The sequence below is a fragment of the Pseudomonas sp. Tul2A7 genome, from assembly GCF_054790505.1.
Genome location: NZ_CP186499.1, coordinates 430,024 through 447,779 on the forward strand (window position 1 = coordinate 430,024; position 17,756 = coordinate 447,779).

Sequence of the window (17,756 nt, forward strand, 5' to 3'; positions counted from 1 at the left end):
GGTCGTTTCTCTAATCTGTTCAGGCAGAAAGTGCTGGAACCGTCGTACCAACACACAAAGGGTCTATTCCCATCCGGGGGACGCAAACCTGGCATCGCTTTATTCCGTCTCGCACCACGGCCGAAGGCTCTGGGTCGCGAAACCGGCGTTTATGGTCGCGAAGTTTGCCATAAACGTGGACTTTTGGCGCCTTTCTCAAGCACAACCCACATCCCAATGTGGGAGCGAGCCTGCTCGCGAAGGCAGAGTGTCAGTCACCAGATTCTTGTTTGACACACCGCTTTCGCGAGCAGGCTCGCTCCCACAGGGGATTGCGCATGGCTCAAGGTCAGGGTTCGACCTGGCTCCACTGTTTGTTCAGGCGTTTGTCGGAGATCGGGACCTTGGTGCCCAACTGCTGGGCGAACAGCGACACGCGGTATTCCTCCAGCCACCAGCGGTACAACTCAAGCTGCGGGTCGCGTTTGCCTTCCTGCGCATGTTTCGCTGCGCGGGTCTGGTATTGCGCCCAGAGGCCGGCAAGCTCGCCGCTCCAGACGCGATCCTTCTGCACCTGCGCACCGAGTTTCTCGAAACGCTGCTCGACCGCCTTCAGGTAACGCGGCAACTCCTTGAGCCACTGCATCGGCGTCTCGCGGACAAACCCCGGATAAACCAGATTATTGATCTGCTGCTTGATGTCATTCAGCGCCACGGCTTGCGCCAGATCGATCTTGCCCTTGAAGCGTTTTTGCAGACCGTGCCAGAGCTTGAGAATCTCCAGCGTCAACCGGGCCACGCGCTCGGCGTGCTCGGTCCAATTACCGCGTTTGCGCTCGGCCAACGCCGCCAACCCGGCACCGTCACGGGGCAGTGGGTCTTCACCTTCAAGAATGCAGCTGTCGAGGCTGGCCAGGAGAATGTCTTCAACCAGCGCATCAACCCGGCCCAGCTCGCGATAGAGCAAGCCCAATTCAGTCTGCCCCGGCAACTTGCCGCGCAGGAATTTGGCCGGCTCCGCCAGTTGCTGCATCAACAACCGCTGCAAGGCACGACGATGCTGGAACTCGGCTTCAGCCGGAGTCGAGAAGCGCCCTTCCTTGACCGTGCCGCCCTCTTCGACCAGCGCCGGATACACCGTCATCGACAGCCCGGCGATCTTCTGCTGAGTCTTTTCCGCCACCGGCGCGAAAACTTTCGCCTCCACCGGTTGCTGACTTTTCGCACTCTGCGGCACCGCCAGCGCAGCCTGACTGGCTTCGGCAAACCGTGCGGTCAGTTCGGCCAGATCGCGACCTTCACCGAGGAATTTGCCCTGGCCGTCGACGATTTCCAGGTTCATCCGCAGATGCCCCTCGACGCCTTGCTCGGCTTCGGCCCATGCCTCATCGCTGACCCGCGCGCCAGTCATGCGCAGCAGTTCGCGACCGAGCGCTTGCGGCAACGAACCCTCGGCAAAGGTCATGCGTTGCAGCGCAGCTTTGATGAAGTCCGGCACCGGCACAAAATTCTTGCGCAGTGCTTTCGGCAGGTTACGCACCAGAGCGATGCACTTGGCCTCGATCAGCCCCGGCACCAGCCACTCCAAGCGCTCCGGCGGCAGCATCGGCAACAGCGGTGCCGGCACGCGCAGGGTCACGCCGTCGCGCGGGTGGTTGGGTTCAAAATGATAGGTGAGCGCCAGTTCCAGATCGCCGATGTGCAGCGTGTCCGGGTAATCGCGCGCGGTGACTTCACTGGCCTCGCGGGCCAGCACGTCTTCCTCGCGCATGATCAGCAGCTGCGGGTTCTTCTGGCTGTTGACTCGATACCAACTGTCGAAGGTCGCGGTCTGGTGAATCTCCGCCGGCAACCGCGCATCGTAGAACGCGTACAAGGTTTCTTCGTCGGCGAGAATATCGCGACGCCGGGCCTTGGCTTCCAGTTCGTCGAGCTGTTCCAGCAGTTGTTTGTTGGCGCTCAGACACTTGGCTCTGGACTGAATCTCGCCACGCACCAGACCTTCACGGATAAACAGCTCACGGGAAACCACCGGATCCACCGGGCCGTAATGCACCGGGCGGCGGCCGACCACGATCAGCCCGAACAGGGTGATCTGTTCGAACGCCACGACCTGGCCGCGCTTCTTTTCCCAGTGCGGTTCGAAATGGTTTTTCTTGATCAGGTGCCCGGCCAGCGGCTCGATCCAGTCGGCGTCGATCTTGGCGACCATGCGCGCGTAAAGCTTGGTGGTTTCCACCAGTTCGGCGGTCATCAGCCACTGCGGACGCTTCTTGCCGATGCCCGACGACGGGTGAATCCAGAAACGCCGCTGACGCGCACCAAGATAATCACCGTCCTCGGTTTTCTGACCGATCTGGCTGAGCAGACCGACCAGCACCGCTTTGTGCAGTTTCGGATAATCCGCCGGCTCTTTATTCAGGCTCAACTGCATGTCGCGGCAGATCAGACTCAACTGGCGGTGGGAATCGCGCCACTCGCGCAGACGCAGATAGTTGAGGAAGTTTTTGCGGCACCAGTTGCGCAGCGGGCTCGCGGTCAATGCTTGGCGCTGCTCTTCGAAACCGCGCCACAGATTCACCAGTCCGGCGAAGTCAGAATCAACGTCTTTCCATTGCGCGTGGGCTTGATCAGCGGCTTGTTGACGCTCCGGCGGACGCTCGCGCGGGTCTTGAATCGACATCGCACTGGCGACGATCAGCACCTCCTGCAGGCTGCCGAGCTTGGCCGCTTCAAGCAGCATGCGGCCCATGCGCGGGTCGACCGGCAGGCGCGCAAGTTGACGACCGAGCGGGGTCAGCTGACTGTTGCGATCCACCGCCGAGAGTTCTTGCAGCAGGTTGAAACCGTCACTGATCGCCTTGCCATCCGGCGGCTCGATAAACGGGAATGCGGTGATCTCGCCGAGGCGCAGATGCAGCATCTGCAGGATTACGGCGGCGAGGTTGGTGCGCAGAATCTCCGGATCGGTGAATTCCGGGCGCCCGTTAAAATCTTCTTCGCTGTACAGCCGAATGCAAATGCCCGGCTCGACCCGACCGCAACGGCCTTTACGCTGATTGGCGCTGGCCTGGGAAATCGCTTCGATCGGTAGACGCTGCACCTTGGCGCGATAGCTGTAGCGGCTGATGCGCGCGGTGCCGCTGTCGATCACGTAGCGGATGCCCGGCACGGTCAGCGAAGTCTCGGCAACGTTGGTTGCCAGCACCACGCGACGGCCCGGGTGCGACTGGAAAATCCGCTGCTGCTCGGCCGGCGACAAGCGCGCGTACAACGGCAGAATTTCAGTGTGCTTGAGTTGCGCCTTGCGCAGCATGTCAGCGGCGTCGCGAATCTCGCGCTCGCCGGGCAGGAACACCAGCACGTCACCGGGGCTGCGACGCTCGCTGCGCTCGTAAGCGGCGATTTCATCAAGGGTCGCGAGAATCGCCTGATCCACCGTCAGGTCATCTTCGACGCGGTTGCCCTCTTCGTCCTGCTCCAGCGTTAGCGGGCGATACCAGGTGTCCACCGGGAAGGTACGACCGGAGACTTCAACAATCGGCGCGTCATCGAAGTGCTTGGAGAAACGCTCCAGATCGATGGTCGCCGAGGTGATGATGACTTTCAGATCCGGACGACGCGGCAGCAGGGTTTTCAGGTAACCGAGCAGGAAATCGATGTTGAGACTGCGTTCGTGGGCTTCGTCGACGATGATCGTGTCGTAGCGTTCGAGGTAGCGATCATTCTGGGTTTCCGCGAGCAGGATGCCGTCGGTCATCAGTTTGATCAGGGTGTTGGAATCGCTCTGATCCTCGAAACGCACCTGATAGCCGACCAGCGCACCGAGCGGCGTGCCGAGTTCTTCGGCGACCCGGCTGGCGACGCTGCGGGCTGCGATTCGACGTGGCTGGGTGTGGCCAATCAGACCGTGCTGGCCGCGACCGATTTCCAGACAGATTTTCGGCAACTGGGTGGTTTTGCCCGAGCCGGTTTCGCCGGCGATGATCAGCACTTGGTGTTTTTCCAGCGCTTTTTTGATCTCGTCGCGCTTGGCGGCGATCGGCAGACTGTCGTCGTAACGAATCACCGGCAGGCTGGCACGGCGCGCCAGCACCTGATCACAGGACGCCTGCATGCGCGTCACCCACTGGGCCAGTTTGGCTTCGTCGGGTTTCTTGCGCAGCTCAAGCAACTGCCGCCGCAGCCGGTGACGGTCGGCGAGCATGGCGTGATCGAGGTTTTTCAGCAGTTTGTCGATGGAGGGCGATTCGTCGGTCATCGGGTAGGCAATTCGGTCGTCTATATGTGCAGGGGGCGGATTGTCGCAGATTTGGCGGATTTGTGGCGTGTCAGGGGGATTGCGGCCCTCACCCTAGCCCTCTCCCGGAGGGAGAGGGGACCGATCGGGGGATGCTGAAGATATTCACCGACCTGAAATTACTTTACCGAATCCACAATCGCCAAAATCTTTCAGGTCGGCGTTTGACCCAAGACACCTCGGTCAGCTCCCTCTCCCTCTGGGAGAGGGCTGGGGTGAGGGGCTTTTAAAAGAGCTACTCGTTGTCGAGGCCTTTGCGCCGATACGGGAAAACATCAATGACCTTCCCCGCCCGAATCGCCTCTTGCAGGCTCTTCCAGTAATCAGCGTTATACAACTCACCATGCAACTGGTCGAACAACTTGCGCTGCCCCGAATCAGCAAACAGAAACGGCGGAAATTCCTCGGGAAACACATCCAGCGGCCCGATCGAATACCACGGCTCGGAAGCCATTTCATCCTCCGGTGTACGCGGCGCGGGAATGTGACGGAAGTTGGCTTCGGTCAGGAAACAAATCTCGTCATAGTCATAAAACACCACACGCCCATGCCGGGTGACGCCAAAATTCTTCAGCAGCATGTCACCGGGAAAGATATTCGCCGCCGCCAGTTGCTTGATCGCCAGGCCGTAATCCTCCAGCGCCTCACGCACCTGCGCGTCGTTGGCGTTCTCCAGATACAGATTGAGCGGGGTCATTCGCCGCTCGGTCCAGCAGTGACGGATCAGCACCGTGTCGCCCTCGACCGACACCGTCGACGGCGCCACCTCCAGCAGTTCTTCAAGACACGCCGGATCGAACTTGCTCAACGGAAAACGGAAGTCGGCGAACTCCTGGGTATCGGCCATACGCCCTACCCGGTCGACACTTTTTACCAGCCGATACTTCTCGATCACCGTGGCGCGGTCGACGTTTTTCGACGGTGAGAAACGGTCCTTGATGATTTTGAACACGGTGTTGAAACCCGGCAGGGTGAACACGCTCATGACCATGCCGCGTACGCCCGGGGCCATGATGAACTGGTCATCGGTGTTGGCCAGGTGATTGATCAGTGCGCGGTAGAACTCGGACTTGCCGTGCTTGTAGAAGCCGATCGAGGTGTACAACTCGGCGATGTGCTTGCCCGGCAAGATGCGCCGCAGGAAACCGATGAATTCCGCCGGCACCGGCACGTCGACCATGAAATACGAACGGGTGAACGAGAAAATGATCGACACGTCGGCTTCGTCGGTGATCAGCGCGTCGATCTGAATCCCGCGCCCTTCGCGGTGCAGCAGCGGGATCACCAGCGGCCATTGCTCGTCGCGGGTGTAGATACGCCCGACCAGGTACGCGCCCTTGTTGCGGTACAGCACCGAGGAAAACAGCTCGACGCTGAGCTCAGGATCCTTGCACACCCAGTCCGGCAGGTTCTCGCGCAGTTGCGCTTCGAGCCGGAGCAAATCGCCGGGTAGATCGGCGTAATCCTCGCTGAAACGGTAGTCGGCAAAAATGCTCGCGAGCATCCCCGACAGCTGTCCCTGTGGTTTGTACGTGCGGGTTTGCGCAGCGCGGGCACGGCGCAGGCTCGGGCGGGTGGTGTGGATGAACATGCAACCGTCGCTGATCAGGTCGTGACTGAACAGCCCGCAGAAAATCGAGTTGTACCAGGTCTCGGACAGCTCATCGTCGAAGCGCAGGTCGATGACGCTGATGTAGGCACTTTTCACCAGCGGCCAGCAGCTGACGTTCATCAGCGTTTCATCGTCGAAATATTCGCGCAGGCGGGCGATGGTTTCGCCGACCTTTTCTTCATAGAGATTGATCCGCGCCGCCGACGCCGTTTGCGTTTCCTGCCAGCGTGCCTGCTCGAAGCGTTCCCGGGCGCCGTCGGTGATCCGCCGGAAATGCTCGCGATAATCGTCGAAGCCATCGAGGATCATGCGGGCGATGTCGGTGGCTGGCCATTGCTGCGGCATAGATGAGACCTCGGCGTGCGTTTGGAAATCTGTGCCTGAGCTTAGCCACGCAAGGGCGTGCGCGTGAAGTGCAATTTCTGCCAAATCTGCGCCAGGGTTGTACGCCGATAGCGGTTTTGCAAAGTTTTTTAAATCGACCGTTCGGTCAGTTAAGCGCCTGAGCGGTGCTGCTTCTCATCCTGCGCCAGCCCGCGAATTCTCTGGGCTTCGCATCCAATAGCGAATACACGCGTCTAGGCCGTGGCTTTGCTGCAAATTCACACACCCTCAGCGACGACGCCAGATTGGTCTTACCAAAATAGTGGCGCTTTGATATACAGCCCGCCGTTACCCGCCTCATAACAAGATCCTCGCTGACGAGGACGACCTCCCCCTCAAAGATCAAGGAGCACACTGATGTCTATCCGGAATCTGCGCATAGGTTTGCGCGCCAGTTTGAGCTTCGCCGTTTTGGCCAGTCTGCTGGTGGTGGTCGGCCTGTTCGGTCTGGGCCAAATGAAAACCCTGCGCGAAAGTGCGGCAGTGATCGAAGAATCGTGGATGCCCAGCATCGAGAGCATTCATGACGCGGCGGCGAATATCGCCAGCATCCGCCTCGAATCCTTGCGTCTGATCGCCGTCACCCAACCCGCGGTGCGCGACAGAAGCAAAGGCATTCTCAAGGCGCAACGCGATGAGTTGCTCAAGCGCCTCAACGATCACAAAGCCTTGATCGCCAGTGATCAGGAACAAGCGATGCTCGACGGCTTGAACGCGGCCGTCGGCAAATACCTGAACATTCTCGATCAGATTGTCAGCCAGATTGACGCGGGGCAGAACGAGCAGGCTGCCACGCGTTTGAGCAATGAACTGGCACCGCAGGGCACTGTGCTCGACAAGACGCTGGAGCAGATGATCAGCCTCAACCAACAAGGTGCGGATGCCGCAGCCGAAGCCGCTGCGGCGATGTATCAGCAGGCTTTGTGGATCGTCGCGTCGATCATCGTGGTCGCCCTGCTTGCCACCTTGTTATTGGCCTGGTTGCTGACCCGGAGCATCACCACGCCGATCAATCAGGCACTGAACGTGGCACGACGCATTGCCGCCGGCGACCTCAGCGGCCAGATCGTCAGTACTGGTAAAGATGAGGCTGCGCATCTGCTCGATGCGTTGGCCGAGATGCAGGGCAATCTGCGCTCAACCATTCGCGGTATCAGCGAGTCGGCGCAGCAATTGGCTTCCGCGGCCGAGGAAATGAGTTCGGTGATGGAGCAAAGCACCCGCGGTCTGCAACAACAGAACGATCAGATCGAGCAAGCCGCCACGGCGGTCACCGAAATGAGCACGGCGGTGGACGAAGTCGCCGCCAACGCGGTGTCCAGCGCCGAAGCGTCCGCTGCATCCAACGAAGACAGCAAGCACGGCCATGTACAGGTCAGCGAAACCATCAGTTCGATTCAGGAGCTGGTCGATGCGGTACTCGGTGCTTCCGAACAAGCCGAGGGCCTGGCCACTCAGGCGCAGGACATCAGTAAAGTGCTGGAGGTGATTCGCGGGATTGCCGGGCAGACCAATCTGTTGGCGCTCAATGCGGCGATCGAAGCGGCACGCGCCGGTGAAGCCGGGCGCGGTTTTGCCGTGGTCGCCGATGAAGTGCGTTCGCTCGCACAACGCACGCAGAATTCCACGGAAGAAATCGAGCTGATGATCAGCAGCATCCAGCAAGGCACCGGGGCAACAGTGGGTGCGTTGCAGAGCAGTGCCGAGCAGGCTGGCCAGACGTTGCGCCGAGCCAACAGCGCGGGCCAGGCGCTGGAGAAAATCACCGCGTCAATCTCGCAGATCAACCAACGTAATCTGGTGATCGCCAGCGCGGCCGAGCAACAGGCCCTGGTGGCGCGTGAGGTCGATCAGAATCTGGTGACCATCCGCGACCTCTCGACCCAAACCGCCGCCGGGGCCACTCAGACCTCGGCTGCGAGCCAGGAGCTGTCGCGTCTGGCGGTTGATCTCAACGGCCTGGTGACGCGCTTTGTGATCTGAGCAAAAAGTTGCATGCCCGAATAGCGGTTGCCATCGTCAGGGCACTCGGCAACACTCTCGTCCCGATCAAGGAAGGAGACCCGCCGTGAGCCCTGTCGATATTTTCCGTATGTTGTCGCTGGCAGCCATCTGGGGCGCGAGTTTTCTGTTCATGCGCATTATCGCGCCAGCGATCGGCACGATTCCGACCGGGTTCTTTCGCGTATCGATTGCGGCCGTTGGCCTGCTGGTGATCCTCGGGCTGATGCGCGTGCGCTGGGATTTCAAAGGCAAACTGAAAACCGTGATGCTGCTGGGGGTGATCAACTCGGGGATTCCGGCGACGCTGTATTCCGTTGCGGCTCAGGTGTTGCCGGCCGGTTATTCGGCGATTTTCAATGCCACCACGCCGTTGATGGGTGTGCTGATTGGCGGGTTGTTCTTCAGTGAAAAACTCACCGCAGCCAAACTGGGCGGGGTGTTCCTCGGCCTGTTAGGCGTTGGCGTGCTGACCCGCGCCGGTCCCGTGGCATTTGACATGCAACTGTTGCTGGGCGCCCTCGCCTGCCTGCTCGCGACCACTTGCTATGGCTTCGCCGGTTTCCTCGCGCGGCGCTGGCTGGATCAGGCCGGTGGACTGGACAGCCGATTGTCGGCACTGGGCAGCATGCTCGGCGCAACGTTGTTCCTGTTGCCGCTGTTCGGCTACAGCGTGATCACCGCGCCGCCGGTCAGCTGGGGCGGCTGGAATGTCTGGCTGTCGCTGCTGGGCCTCGGCCTGGGTTGTACGGCGTTTGCCTACATCATCTACTTCCGCCTGCTCAGTTCGATCGGGCCGGTGAAATCGATGACCGTGACCTTCATGATTCCGCCGTTTGGCGTGCTGTGGGGGGCGTTGCTGCTGGATGAGCCGTTGTCGATGGCACATATCTACGGCGGGGTGTTGATTGCGGCGGCGTTGTGGCTGGTGTTGAAGCCGGCGGTGGTGAAACCTTCGCAGGTGCCAGCCCGCTAGACTTCTGGCGCTGCTGAAATGGCTATCGCGAGCAGGCTCACTCCTACACGGGAATGCATTCCAATGTGGGAGCGAGCCTGGCTGTCGACTAGTCGGTTTTACGGAACACAAACACCAGACCGATAATGATCAACAGCATGCCCAGCACACTTAACGTCGCCAGGCGATTGCCGAAGATCAGATAGTCCATCACCGCCGTCACCGCTGGCACCAGGTAAAACAGACTGGTGACATTCACCAGATTGCCCCGCGCGATCAACCGATACAGCAACAGCGTCGCCAGCACCGACACCACCAGCCCCATCCACAACACCGGCACGATAAAACCTCTGCCGAATTCAAAGTGGAACGGCTGAAACGGCACGAAAATCCCGCACAACAACAGCCCGGCCAGATATTGCACCGGCAGTGTACCGAGGGGATTGTCGGTGATGCGTTTCTGCATGATCGAGCCCAGCGTCATGCTTGCCAGCGCCAGCAACCCGAACAGCATCCCCGCCCAGGACATCCCGGCCAGACCGATACCCTGGTAAACCACCATGATCAGACCAGCCAGCCCCAGCGCCAGCCCGAACATCCGGCTCGCGGAGCGCTGCCGCTCCATCAACACCACGGTGAGAATCGGCTGCACACCCATGATGGTCGCCATTACCCCCGGGGTGACTTTGGTGTCGAGCGCCAGCAGATAGAAAATCTGATAGGCCCCCAACAACACCACGCCCGTGGCAATCGCAAACAACATCGGCCGGCCGCCCTTGGGCAGCTTCAGCTTGAGCAGCGGCGCCAGCAGCACGAGCCCGCACAAGGCAATCGCGAAGCGAATCAGCAGAAAGGCAAACGGGGAAGCATGGGCCAGGCCCCATTTGGAGAAGATCGCCCCGCTGCTCCACAGCAGAACGAACAGGCTCGTGGACGTCGCCGCGAGCGCGGATTTTTTCGAAAGGACAAACATGAGTACCACCTGTAGTCAGGCAAGAAGCCAACTCAGCCGAAGCTGAAATTCAGTAGGTTTTTCTGGCGGGCGCAGGGGTCAGCAAAAACTGCCGATCAGCCCGAAACGCCAACGCCCGGTGGTGATACGACTGCGCACACCGGCGTGCTACTGACAGGTGGAGGGTAATGAGTAATCTGCTTGGGCTGCTGATTCCCGCACGGCACGACGCCAGCGTTGACCGCTGAATCGACTACCGCGTTGATGAGGGATGCAGGCATTGGCGCTGATCTTTTTTGAAGGTGTGGAGCGTGAGCCGTACGGCTCACGAGCGCAGACTATAACCAGCGGGTGACATGGATTGCAATGATTTGGACAAAGGGCCAGCAGGGACAGTTGGCTGCAAGGTGAATAGGCTGGATTGCAGTTGCGACACCCAACCATGGAGGACAAGGAATGCACGGGATCACATGCCAAGGGAACGGACGTATTTGCGCTACCAGGTGTATAAATCTCAGGCCAGGAAACAGGCTGGGGTTACTTTCGCAAAGCTGCACAAAGACTTGTTGCAGCAAGGGATAGTGGATGTTGATCACTCCAGAGTTCGTTTCGAAGCAATCGATGCTCAAGCTCTGAGTGCCTATGAAGAATGGTTTGATCCTCACTTCTCTTGGCAAGAAGTTGCCAGGTGGAAAGCCAAAGAACCACTTAGCTTCGATTTAGCAATCTGGTTTGATCAGGAGTTATGCGGACTTTGCTTTGCAAACCCTAATCAGAGCCGGTTGCGAGTGAAAATTGTGCGCCTGGAAGGAAAGCCCGATAACGATCACCCTCTCAAAAGCCGAGTAGCGACATTTGCTTTGACCGCCGTGACTCACTTCGCACGAATCATCGGCAGTACACAAATTGAAATTCAGGAGCCTCTCCCAGGGGTGATTTCTCTTTACCGGCAGCTGGGTTTTGAATTCGATTCGGAGGGTAGGCTTGTGAAGCTAATTTGGTAAGACTAGTATCGGACAACTGCTCATTTAATGATCAACGCCGGAGGCACCATGAAGGCTGCCATTGAAAAAAAGGCGCCAGGCGCCAGATCGATAAAAGCTGATAGAAAACGCCCTTCGGGAAAGTTGTCTGAACGGGAGTTGCACCGAATCAGAGAAGCATTGGTGAATCCAGCAGCGGAAGAGCCCGGAGGCGTCCTCGCTGGCGCCTCATTCACCTTCTCTTCATAAAAAAAACCGCTCACAAGGAGCGGTTTTTTATTGCCTGAGCCAGCCTCAACCAAACAGCCAATACCCCAACAACGTCAACACCACCACCGCCAGTACCGGTCGCATCACGCGGTAGGCCTTCGGATGACGGCGTTTCCACTGTTTGACCACGCCACTGAACTTGTCGCTGAAGCTCTTGCTCCAGGCGTAGGCCTGGTTGATCCCGCCGACGCGTTCATCATCCAGGTTCTGCGGTGCGGTGGCACGGCCGAGCCAGGCGCTGATCGAGCGGTTGATGCGGGTCATGAGGCGGTTGCTCAGCGGACGCTCGACGTCGCAGAACAGGATCACGCGGGTTTGGTCGGTTTCGTTCTTGACCCAGTGCACGTAGGTTTCGTCGAACATCACGTCTTCGCCGTCACGCCAGGCGTAAACCTGACCATCGACGAAGATCCGGCAATCGTCGGAGTTCGGCGTCGACAAGCCGAGGTGATAACGCAGCGAGCCGGCGAACGGATCGCGATGCGGGTTCAAATGGCTGCCACCCGGCAACAGCGCGAACATCGCGCCTTTGACGTTGGGAATCGCGCTGACCAGCGCCACGGTTTTCGGGCACAGGGTTTCAGCCGACGGCAGCGGTTTGTCGTACCACTTGAGGTAGAAACGCTTCCAGCCCTTCTTGAAGAACGAACCGAAACCGGCGTCGTTGTTCTTTTCCGCCGCGCGAATATAGCCCTCATCGAACAAATGCATGGCTTCGTCGCGAATGGTTTCCCAGTTGTCGCGCAGCACGTCCAGTTCCGGGAATTTGCTGCGATCCAGATACGGCTTCGACGGGACGCCGGAAAACAGGTACATCAAGGCGTTGTACGGAGCGAACAGCGCCGAGTGGTTGACGAACTGACGCAGAACCGGCAAACGCGCCTTGCCGCGCAAATGCACATAGAGCGTGCTGCCCAAAAAGAGCAGCAGCACAAACGCCTTGGCGGCAAACGAAAAGGTCATCAACAACTCCTTGAATAAAGACAACGCTGCGCAACGCCCTTTACCCGGCATGGCAGCCGGCCATGATAAACACTACCGGCGCCGGGCAAAACCCGCCTTACACAAGAATCAGTGTTAAGAATTGCGCAACAAAGCATTTATTAGCATAACGATCCTGAACCGCGGCTGACCTGAATCAACTGGATTACTGCTGAGTCTCCTGTTCAGTGAACAGATCGCTGAACAACATGCTCGACAGATAACGCTCACCCGAGTCAGGCAGAATCACCACGATAGTCTTGCCCTGCATTTCCGGCGTCTCCGCCAGACGCACTGCTACCGCCATCGCTGCACCGCAGGAGATGCCGCACAAAATCCCTTCTTCCTGCATCAAGCGCAGCGCCATGGCCTTGGATTCGTCGTCGGTGACCTGCTCGACCCGGTCGACCATCGACAGATCCAGGTTCTTCGGCACGAAACCGGCACCGATCCCCTGAATCTTGTGCGGACTCGGTTTGATCTCTTCGCCCGCCAGCGCCTGGCTGATCACCGGCGAGGAAACCGGTTCCACCGCCACCGACAGGATCGGTTTGCCCTGGGTATTCTTGATATACCGCGAAACGCCCGTGATGGTTCCGCCGGTGCCGACGCCGGCCACCAGTACATCCACCGCACCATCGGTGTCGTTCCAGATTTCCGGACCGGTGGTTTTTTCGTGAATCGCCGGGTTGGCCGGGTTATCGAACTGCGATGGCATGAAGTACTTGTCAGCATCGCTGGCAACGATTTCGGCCGCCTTCTCGATTGCGCCTTTCATGCCTTTGGCCGGCTCGGTCAAGACCAGTTCGGCGCCCAGAGCCTTGAGAACCTTGCGGCGTTCGATGCTCATCGAGGCCGGCATGGTCAGCATCAATTTATAACCGCGGGCAGCGGCAACAAATGCCAGGCCAATGCCCGTGTTACCCGACGTCGGCTCGACAATGGTCATGCCCGGTTTCAGTTTGCCGCTGCTTTCGGCGTCCCAGATCATGTTGGCGCCGATCCGGCACTTGACCGAATAACCGGGGTTGCGCCCCTCGATCTTGGCCAGAATGGTCACGCCGCGCGGTGCGATGCGGTTGATCTGCACCAGCGGCGTATTACCGATGGAATGGGCGTTGTCAGCAAAAATACGGCTCATGGCTGGGTCCTTATGCAGCATTGAATTCAGCCTTCAAAGGTATGCCTGTTGCCTGGCGCAGTCCAGTCGGGTCGAACGTCTGCGCGGCGTAACAGTCAATCGCTTACATCGTCAGGGAATTGCCGTCATGAAGCGTCGCTACAGTTGGCCACTAGGGATTTTCGCCGTCGTCGTTGTGCTGCTGATCGCGCTGCACATCGCCCTGCCCTACATGGTGCGTGACTACCTGAACGGCAAACTGGCGGACATGGGTGACTATCGGGGCCAGATCACTGACGTCGACCTCGCGTGGTGGCGCGGCGCCTACAAGATCAATGGCCTGAAAATCGTCAAGGTCGACGGCAAGGTGCCGGTGCCGTTCGTCAATGCACCGCTGATCGATCTTGCTGTCAGCTGGCATTCGCTGTGGTACGACCATGCTGTGGTGGCGCAAGTGAAATTCGTCAATCCCGAGATCAATTTCGTCGATGGCGGAGCCAACAAGCAGAACTCTCAAACCGGTCAGGGCACTGACTGGCGTGCGCAACTAGGCAAATTGCTGCCGATAACCCTCGACGAAGTGCAGATTCACGACGGCAAGATCAGCTTCCGCAATTTCAACTCAAAACCGCCGGTCAACATGAACGCGACCAACGTCGACGCGAACATCTACAACCTGACCAACGTGGTCGACAAACAGGGCAAACGCGACGCCCGCTTTGAAGGCAAAGCCCTGCTGCTGGGGCATGCACCGCTGGAAACCACCGCAACGTTCGACCCTCTGAGCAACTTCGAGGACTTCGAATTCCGCCTGCGCGCCAAGGACATCGAACTCAAAAGCATGAACGACTTTGCCTCGGCCTACGGCAAGTTCGACTTCAACGCCGGCCACGGTGATGTGGTGATCGAAGCCCAAGCCAAAAAAGCCAAGGTCAACGGCTACATCAAACCACTGCTGCGCGACGTCGAAGTTTTCAACTGGCAGCAGGACGTGGAAAACAACAACAAGAGCATCTTCCGCTCAGTCTGGGAGGCTTTGGTCGGTGGTACTGAAACCGTGCTGAAGAATCAGGCGAAAAACCAGTTCGCCACCAAAGTCGAGCTCAGCGGCAACGTGCATCAGCAAAACATCAGCGCGTTCGAAGCGTTTTTGCAGATTTTGCGCAATGGTTTCGTACAGGCATTCAATGCGCGGTATGAGCGGCCGAAGCCTGATGCGGGTTAGGTTTTGCGGTTGACGATATAGCGACCCGACTCTTCTGCAGCCATTGTTGAGCTTTGTTGCAGTGAATCCCAGCCCAGGCAAGCCAGCGCCAGTGAACGTGGGACTGCCTCGCGCCCATTACTGTAGCGACTGATGCTACGAGCGCTGACACCCAGCGCTTCGGCAGCCTGACTAAGAGACAGTCCCGTTCGGGCGCGCCAGTCGATAAAGATTCGCGTGTTTTCATCGGCTGCGTTTTGAGCTAGCGCATCCATGTAAAGTGTATTTGCACCAATCTGTATATCGGGTTCAAGCCATTCGACAGTCCAGCCATAGTCATCCAATGTCGCGGTCAAAAACACCTTGGAATCGAGCAATGGCTGCAACCCTGGATAAGCTTTAATATCCCGGCAGAGATCAAGTGTCAGTTCCTGTCCATCAATAAAGGTCAGTGCCAATCGAAAGTCTGACAATGCCTGCACTGCTGACAGGCGAGGCCTTTTCATGGGTAACATCGTTTCCAGTCCTCCAATAGTTGCACTTGATGAGCCGAGACCCACGCCAGCGCTTCCTTGATAATCAGTGGCGGCGCCTTGCCCATCATCACCCCAACGGTTTCAAGGCTCAGCATCACATCCACGCCGCCACCGATAAGGTGCACATAGGGCGGCGGATGATCCTTCTCGCGCAACTGAATGCGGTATTTGTCGCGAAATCGGTATTTAGTCGTCATGACCGAGAGGCTATCGCCAAATCGGCGATACCTGAATACTGGCCATCGGCCGAGACTGAGTCAACATGTGACGCCCCATTCAGAGACTGAATACGCCGTCTGCGTTCACAGTCGACCGGCCTGCGCGCTATAGTCGGGCATCCGATTATTTCGCCCCCGCCCTGCCCGTTCAGGTCGGCGTTACCGTTCGAGGATTAGCAGATGAAGTTCGAAGGCACCCAGGCCTACGTCGCCACCGATGACCTGAAGCTGGCGGTCAACGCCGCCATCACCCTGGAGCGGCCGCTGCTGGTCAAGGGCGAGCCGGGCACCGGCAAGACCATGCTCGCCGAGCAATTGGCCGAATCGTTCAACGCCAAGTTGATCACCTGGCACATCAAGTCCACCACCAAGGCCCATCAGGGCCTGTACGAATACGATGCGGTCAGCCGTCTGCGCGACTCGCAACTGGGCACTGAAAAAGTCCACGACGTGCGCAACTACCTGAAGAAGGGCAAGCTCTGGGAGGCTTTTGAGTCCGAAGAGCGGGTCATTCTGCTGATCGACGAGATCGACAAGGCCGATATCGAGTTCCCCAACGACTTGCTGCAAGAACTCGACAAGATGGAGTTCTACGTTTACGAGATCGACGAGACCATCAAGGCCAAGAAGCGCCCGATCATCATCATTACCTCCAACAACGAAAAAGAGCTGCCGGACGCCTTCCTGCGCCGCTGCTTCTTCCACTACATCGCCTTCCCGGACCGCCCGACCCTGCAAAGAATCGTCGACGTGCACTACCCGGACATCAAGAAGGATCTGGTCAGCGAAGCGCTCGACGTGTTCTTCGATGTGCGCAAGGTGCCGGGCCTGAAGAAGAAGCCATCGACCTCGGAACTGGTCGACTGGCTGAAGCTGTTGATGGCCGACAACATCGGCGAAGCGGTGCTGCGTGAACGTGATCCGACCAAGGCAATTCCGCCACTGGCCGGTGCTTTGGTGAAGAACGAACAGGACGTGCAACTGCTTGAGCGCCTGGCGTTCATGAGCCGTCGCGGCACCCGCTAAGAGGCTGATGCCATGTTGCTCAACCTGTTCAATGAAATGCGTGCCGCCAAGGTGCCGGTGTCGGTGCGCGAATTGCTCGATCTGATCAACGCGCTGAAACAGCGCGTGACCTTCGCCGACATGGACGAGTTCTACTACTTGTCACGGGCGATTCTGGTCAAGGACGAACGCCATTTCGACAAGTTCGACCGTGCGTTCGGCGCCTACTTCAATGGCCTCGAAAAACTCGACGATCATTTGCAGGCGCTGATTCCCGAAGACTGGCTGCGCAAGGAGTTCGAGCGCTCGCTGAGCGACGAGGAACGCGCGCAGATCCAGTCCCTCGGCGGTCTGGACAAGCTGATCGAAGAGTTCAAGAAACGTCTGGAAGAACAGAAGGAGCGCCACGCCGGCGGCAACAAATGGATCGGCACCGGCGGCACTAGCCCGTTCGGCTCCGGTGGCTTCAACCCGGAAGGCATTCGGGTCGGCGATGCTGGCAAGCGCCAGGGCAAAGCCGTGAAAGTCTGGGATCAGCGCGAGTACAAGAACCTCGATGATTCGGTGGAACTGGGCACGCGCAATATCAAAGTCGCCCTGCGCCGACTGCGCAAATTCGCCCGCCAAGGCGCGGCAGAAGAGCTGGACATCGACGGCACCATCGACCACACCGCCAAGGACGCCGGCCTGCTGAACATCCAGATGCGTCCCGAGCGCCGCAACACGGTGAAGCTGTTGTTGCTGTTCGACATCGGCGGTTCGATGGACGCGCACGTGAAGATCTGCGAAGAACTGTTCTCGGCCTGCAAGACCGAGTTCAAACATCTGGAGTACTTCTACTTCCACAACTTCGTTTACGAATCGGTGTGGAAGAACAACATGCGCCGCACCTCGGAGCGCACTTCGACCCAGGACTTGCTACACAAGTACGGCGCCGACTACAAAGTGATTTTCATCGGTGACGCCGCCATGGCGCCTTATGAAATCACCCAGGCCGGCGGCAGTGTCGAGCACTGGAACGAAGAGCCGGGCTACGTGTGGATGCAGCGCTTCATGGAGAAGTACAAGAAGCTCATCTGGATCAATCCGTATCCGAAAGATACGTGGGGATACACCTCGTCGACCAATATCGTGCGGGATCTGATCGAGGATCAGATGTATCCGTTGACGTTGCGCGGGCTTGAGGAAGGGATGCGGTTTTTGTCCAAATGACGACCAGATCGTTCCCACGCTCTGCGTGGGAACGCATCCATTGA

Annotated in this window: 13 protein-coding genes; 6 read left to right on the forward strand and 7 right to left on the reverse strand. The window is 58.7% G+C overall.

Annotated elements, in window-relative coordinates; genetic code table 11:
* Nucleotides 1-328 precede the first annotated feature (328 nt).
* On the reverse strand, nucleotides 329-4,240 hold the full coding sequence (hrpA, locus tag ACOYXJ_RS02025; RefSeq protein ID WP_460367634.1) for an ATP-dependent RNA helicase HrpA: 3,912 nt from the start codon (nucleotides 4,238-4,240) through the stop codon (nucleotides 329-331).
* Nucleotides 4,241-4,514: 274 nt separating this feature from the next.
* Nucleotides 4,515-6,236, reverse strand: coding sequence for a bifunctional isocitrate dehydrogenase kinase/phosphatase (gene aceK / locus ACOYXJ_RS02030; protein ID WP_150795746.1), 1,722 nt, complete (start codon nucleotides 6,234-6,236; stop codon nucleotides 4,515-4,517).
* 396 nt (nucleotides 6,237-6,632) lie between these two features.
* Between aceK and ACOYXJ_RS02035 the strand changes: the two genes are divergently transcribed.
* On the forward strand, nucleotides 6,633-8,258 hold the full coding sequence (locus ACOYXJ_RS02035) for a methyl-accepting chemotaxis protein (protein ID WP_460367636.1): 1,626 nt from the start codon (nucleotides 6,633-6,635) through the stop codon (nucleotides 8,256-8,258).
* Nucleotides 8,259-8,343: 85 nt separating this feature from the next.
* The gene (locus ACOYXJ_RS02040) at nucleotides 8,344-9,252 is read left to right on the forward strand and encodes a DMT family transporter (protein ID WP_460367638.1); all 909 of its coding nucleotides are present in this window, start codon (nucleotides 8,344-8,346) and stop codon (nucleotides 9,250-9,252) included.
* A gap of 88 nt (nucleotides 9,253-9,340) precedes the next feature.
* Here ACOYXJ_RS02040 and ACOYXJ_RS02045 read toward each other — a convergent pair whose 3' ends face one another.
* Complete coding sequence (locus tag ACOYXJ_RS02045; RefSeq protein ID WP_150795743.1) at nucleotides 9,341-10,204, reverse strand: DMT family transporter; 864 nt, start codon at nucleotides 10,202-10,204, stop codon at nucleotides 9,341-9,343.
* Between the two features lie 449 nt (nucleotides 10,205-10,653).
* On the opposite strand from ACOYXJ_RS02045, the gene ACOYXJ_RS02050 reads away from it, so the two are divergent.
* A complete protein-coding gene (locus tag ACOYXJ_RS02050) occupies nucleotides 10,654-11,187 on the forward strand; it encodes a hypothetical protein (RefSeq protein WP_150795742.1) in 534 nt (177 codons plus the stop codon).
* Between the two features lie 273 nt (nucleotides 11,188-11,460).
* On the opposite strand, the gene ACOYXJ_RS02055 is transcribed toward ACOYXJ_RS02050, so the two are convergent.
* Nucleotides 11,461-12,399 carry an aspartyl/asparaginyl beta-hydroxylase domain-containing protein gene (locus ACOYXJ_RS02055; RefSeq protein ID WP_038358439.1) on the reverse strand — a complete coding sequence of 313 codons (939 nt, stop codon included), beginning with the start codon at nucleotides 12,397-12,399 and terminating at the stop codon, nucleotides 11,461-11,463.
* Between the two features lie 184 nt (nucleotides 12,400-12,583).
* Entirely contained in the window at nucleotides 12,584-13,558 is a 975-nt protein-coding gene (cysK, locus tag ACOYXJ_RS02060; protein WP_095119080.1) for a cysteine synthase A, read from the reverse strand.
* Nucleotides 13,559-13,685: 127 nt separating this feature from the next.
* Between cysK and ACOYXJ_RS02065 the strand changes: the two genes are divergently transcribed.
* Entirely contained in the window at nucleotides 13,686-14,762 is a 1,077-nt protein-coding gene (locus ACOYXJ_RS02065; RefSeq protein WP_460367642.1) for an AsmA family protein, read from the forward strand.
* Here the strand turns inward: ACOYXJ_RS02065 and ACOYXJ_RS02070 are convergent.
* Together ACOYXJ_RS02070 and ACOYXJ_RS02075 are read right to left on the reverse strand one after the other, a co-directional pair.
* A complete protein-coding gene (locus ACOYXJ_RS02070) occupies nucleotides 14,759-15,256 on the reverse strand; it encodes a helix-turn-helix domain-containing protein (protein WP_150795740.1) in 498 nt (165 codons plus the stop codon). The genes ACOYXJ_RS02065 and ACOYXJ_RS02070 overlap by 4 nt on opposite strands.
* Complete coding sequence (locus ACOYXJ_RS02075) at nucleotides 15,244-15,474, reverse strand: DUF4160 domain-containing protein (protein WP_460367644.1); 231 nt, start codon at nucleotides 15,472-15,474, stop codon at nucleotides 15,244-15,246. Before ACOYXJ_RS02075 ends, ACOYXJ_RS02070 begins: the two co-directional genes overlap by 13 nt.
* Nucleotides 15,475-15,675: 201 nt before the next feature.
* On the opposite strand from ACOYXJ_RS02075, the gene ACOYXJ_RS02080 reads away from it, so the two are divergent.
* Both ACOYXJ_RS02080 and ACOYXJ_RS02085 read left to right on the forward strand, forming a co-directional pair.
* Nucleotides 15,676-16,521, forward strand: a complete 846-nt coding sequence (locus ACOYXJ_RS02080) for an AAA family ATPase (RefSeq protein WP_134177678.1) — start codon at nucleotides 15,676-15,678, stop codon at nucleotides 16,519-16,521.
* A 12-nt stretch (nucleotides 16,522-16,533) separates the two neighbouring features.
* Complete coding sequence (locus ACOYXJ_RS02085; protein ID WP_007911295.1) at nucleotides 16,534-17,712, forward strand: vWA domain-containing protein; 1,179 nt, start codon at nucleotides 16,534-16,536, stop codon at nucleotides 17,710-17,712.
* Nucleotides 17,713-17,756 lie beyond the last annotated feature (44 nt).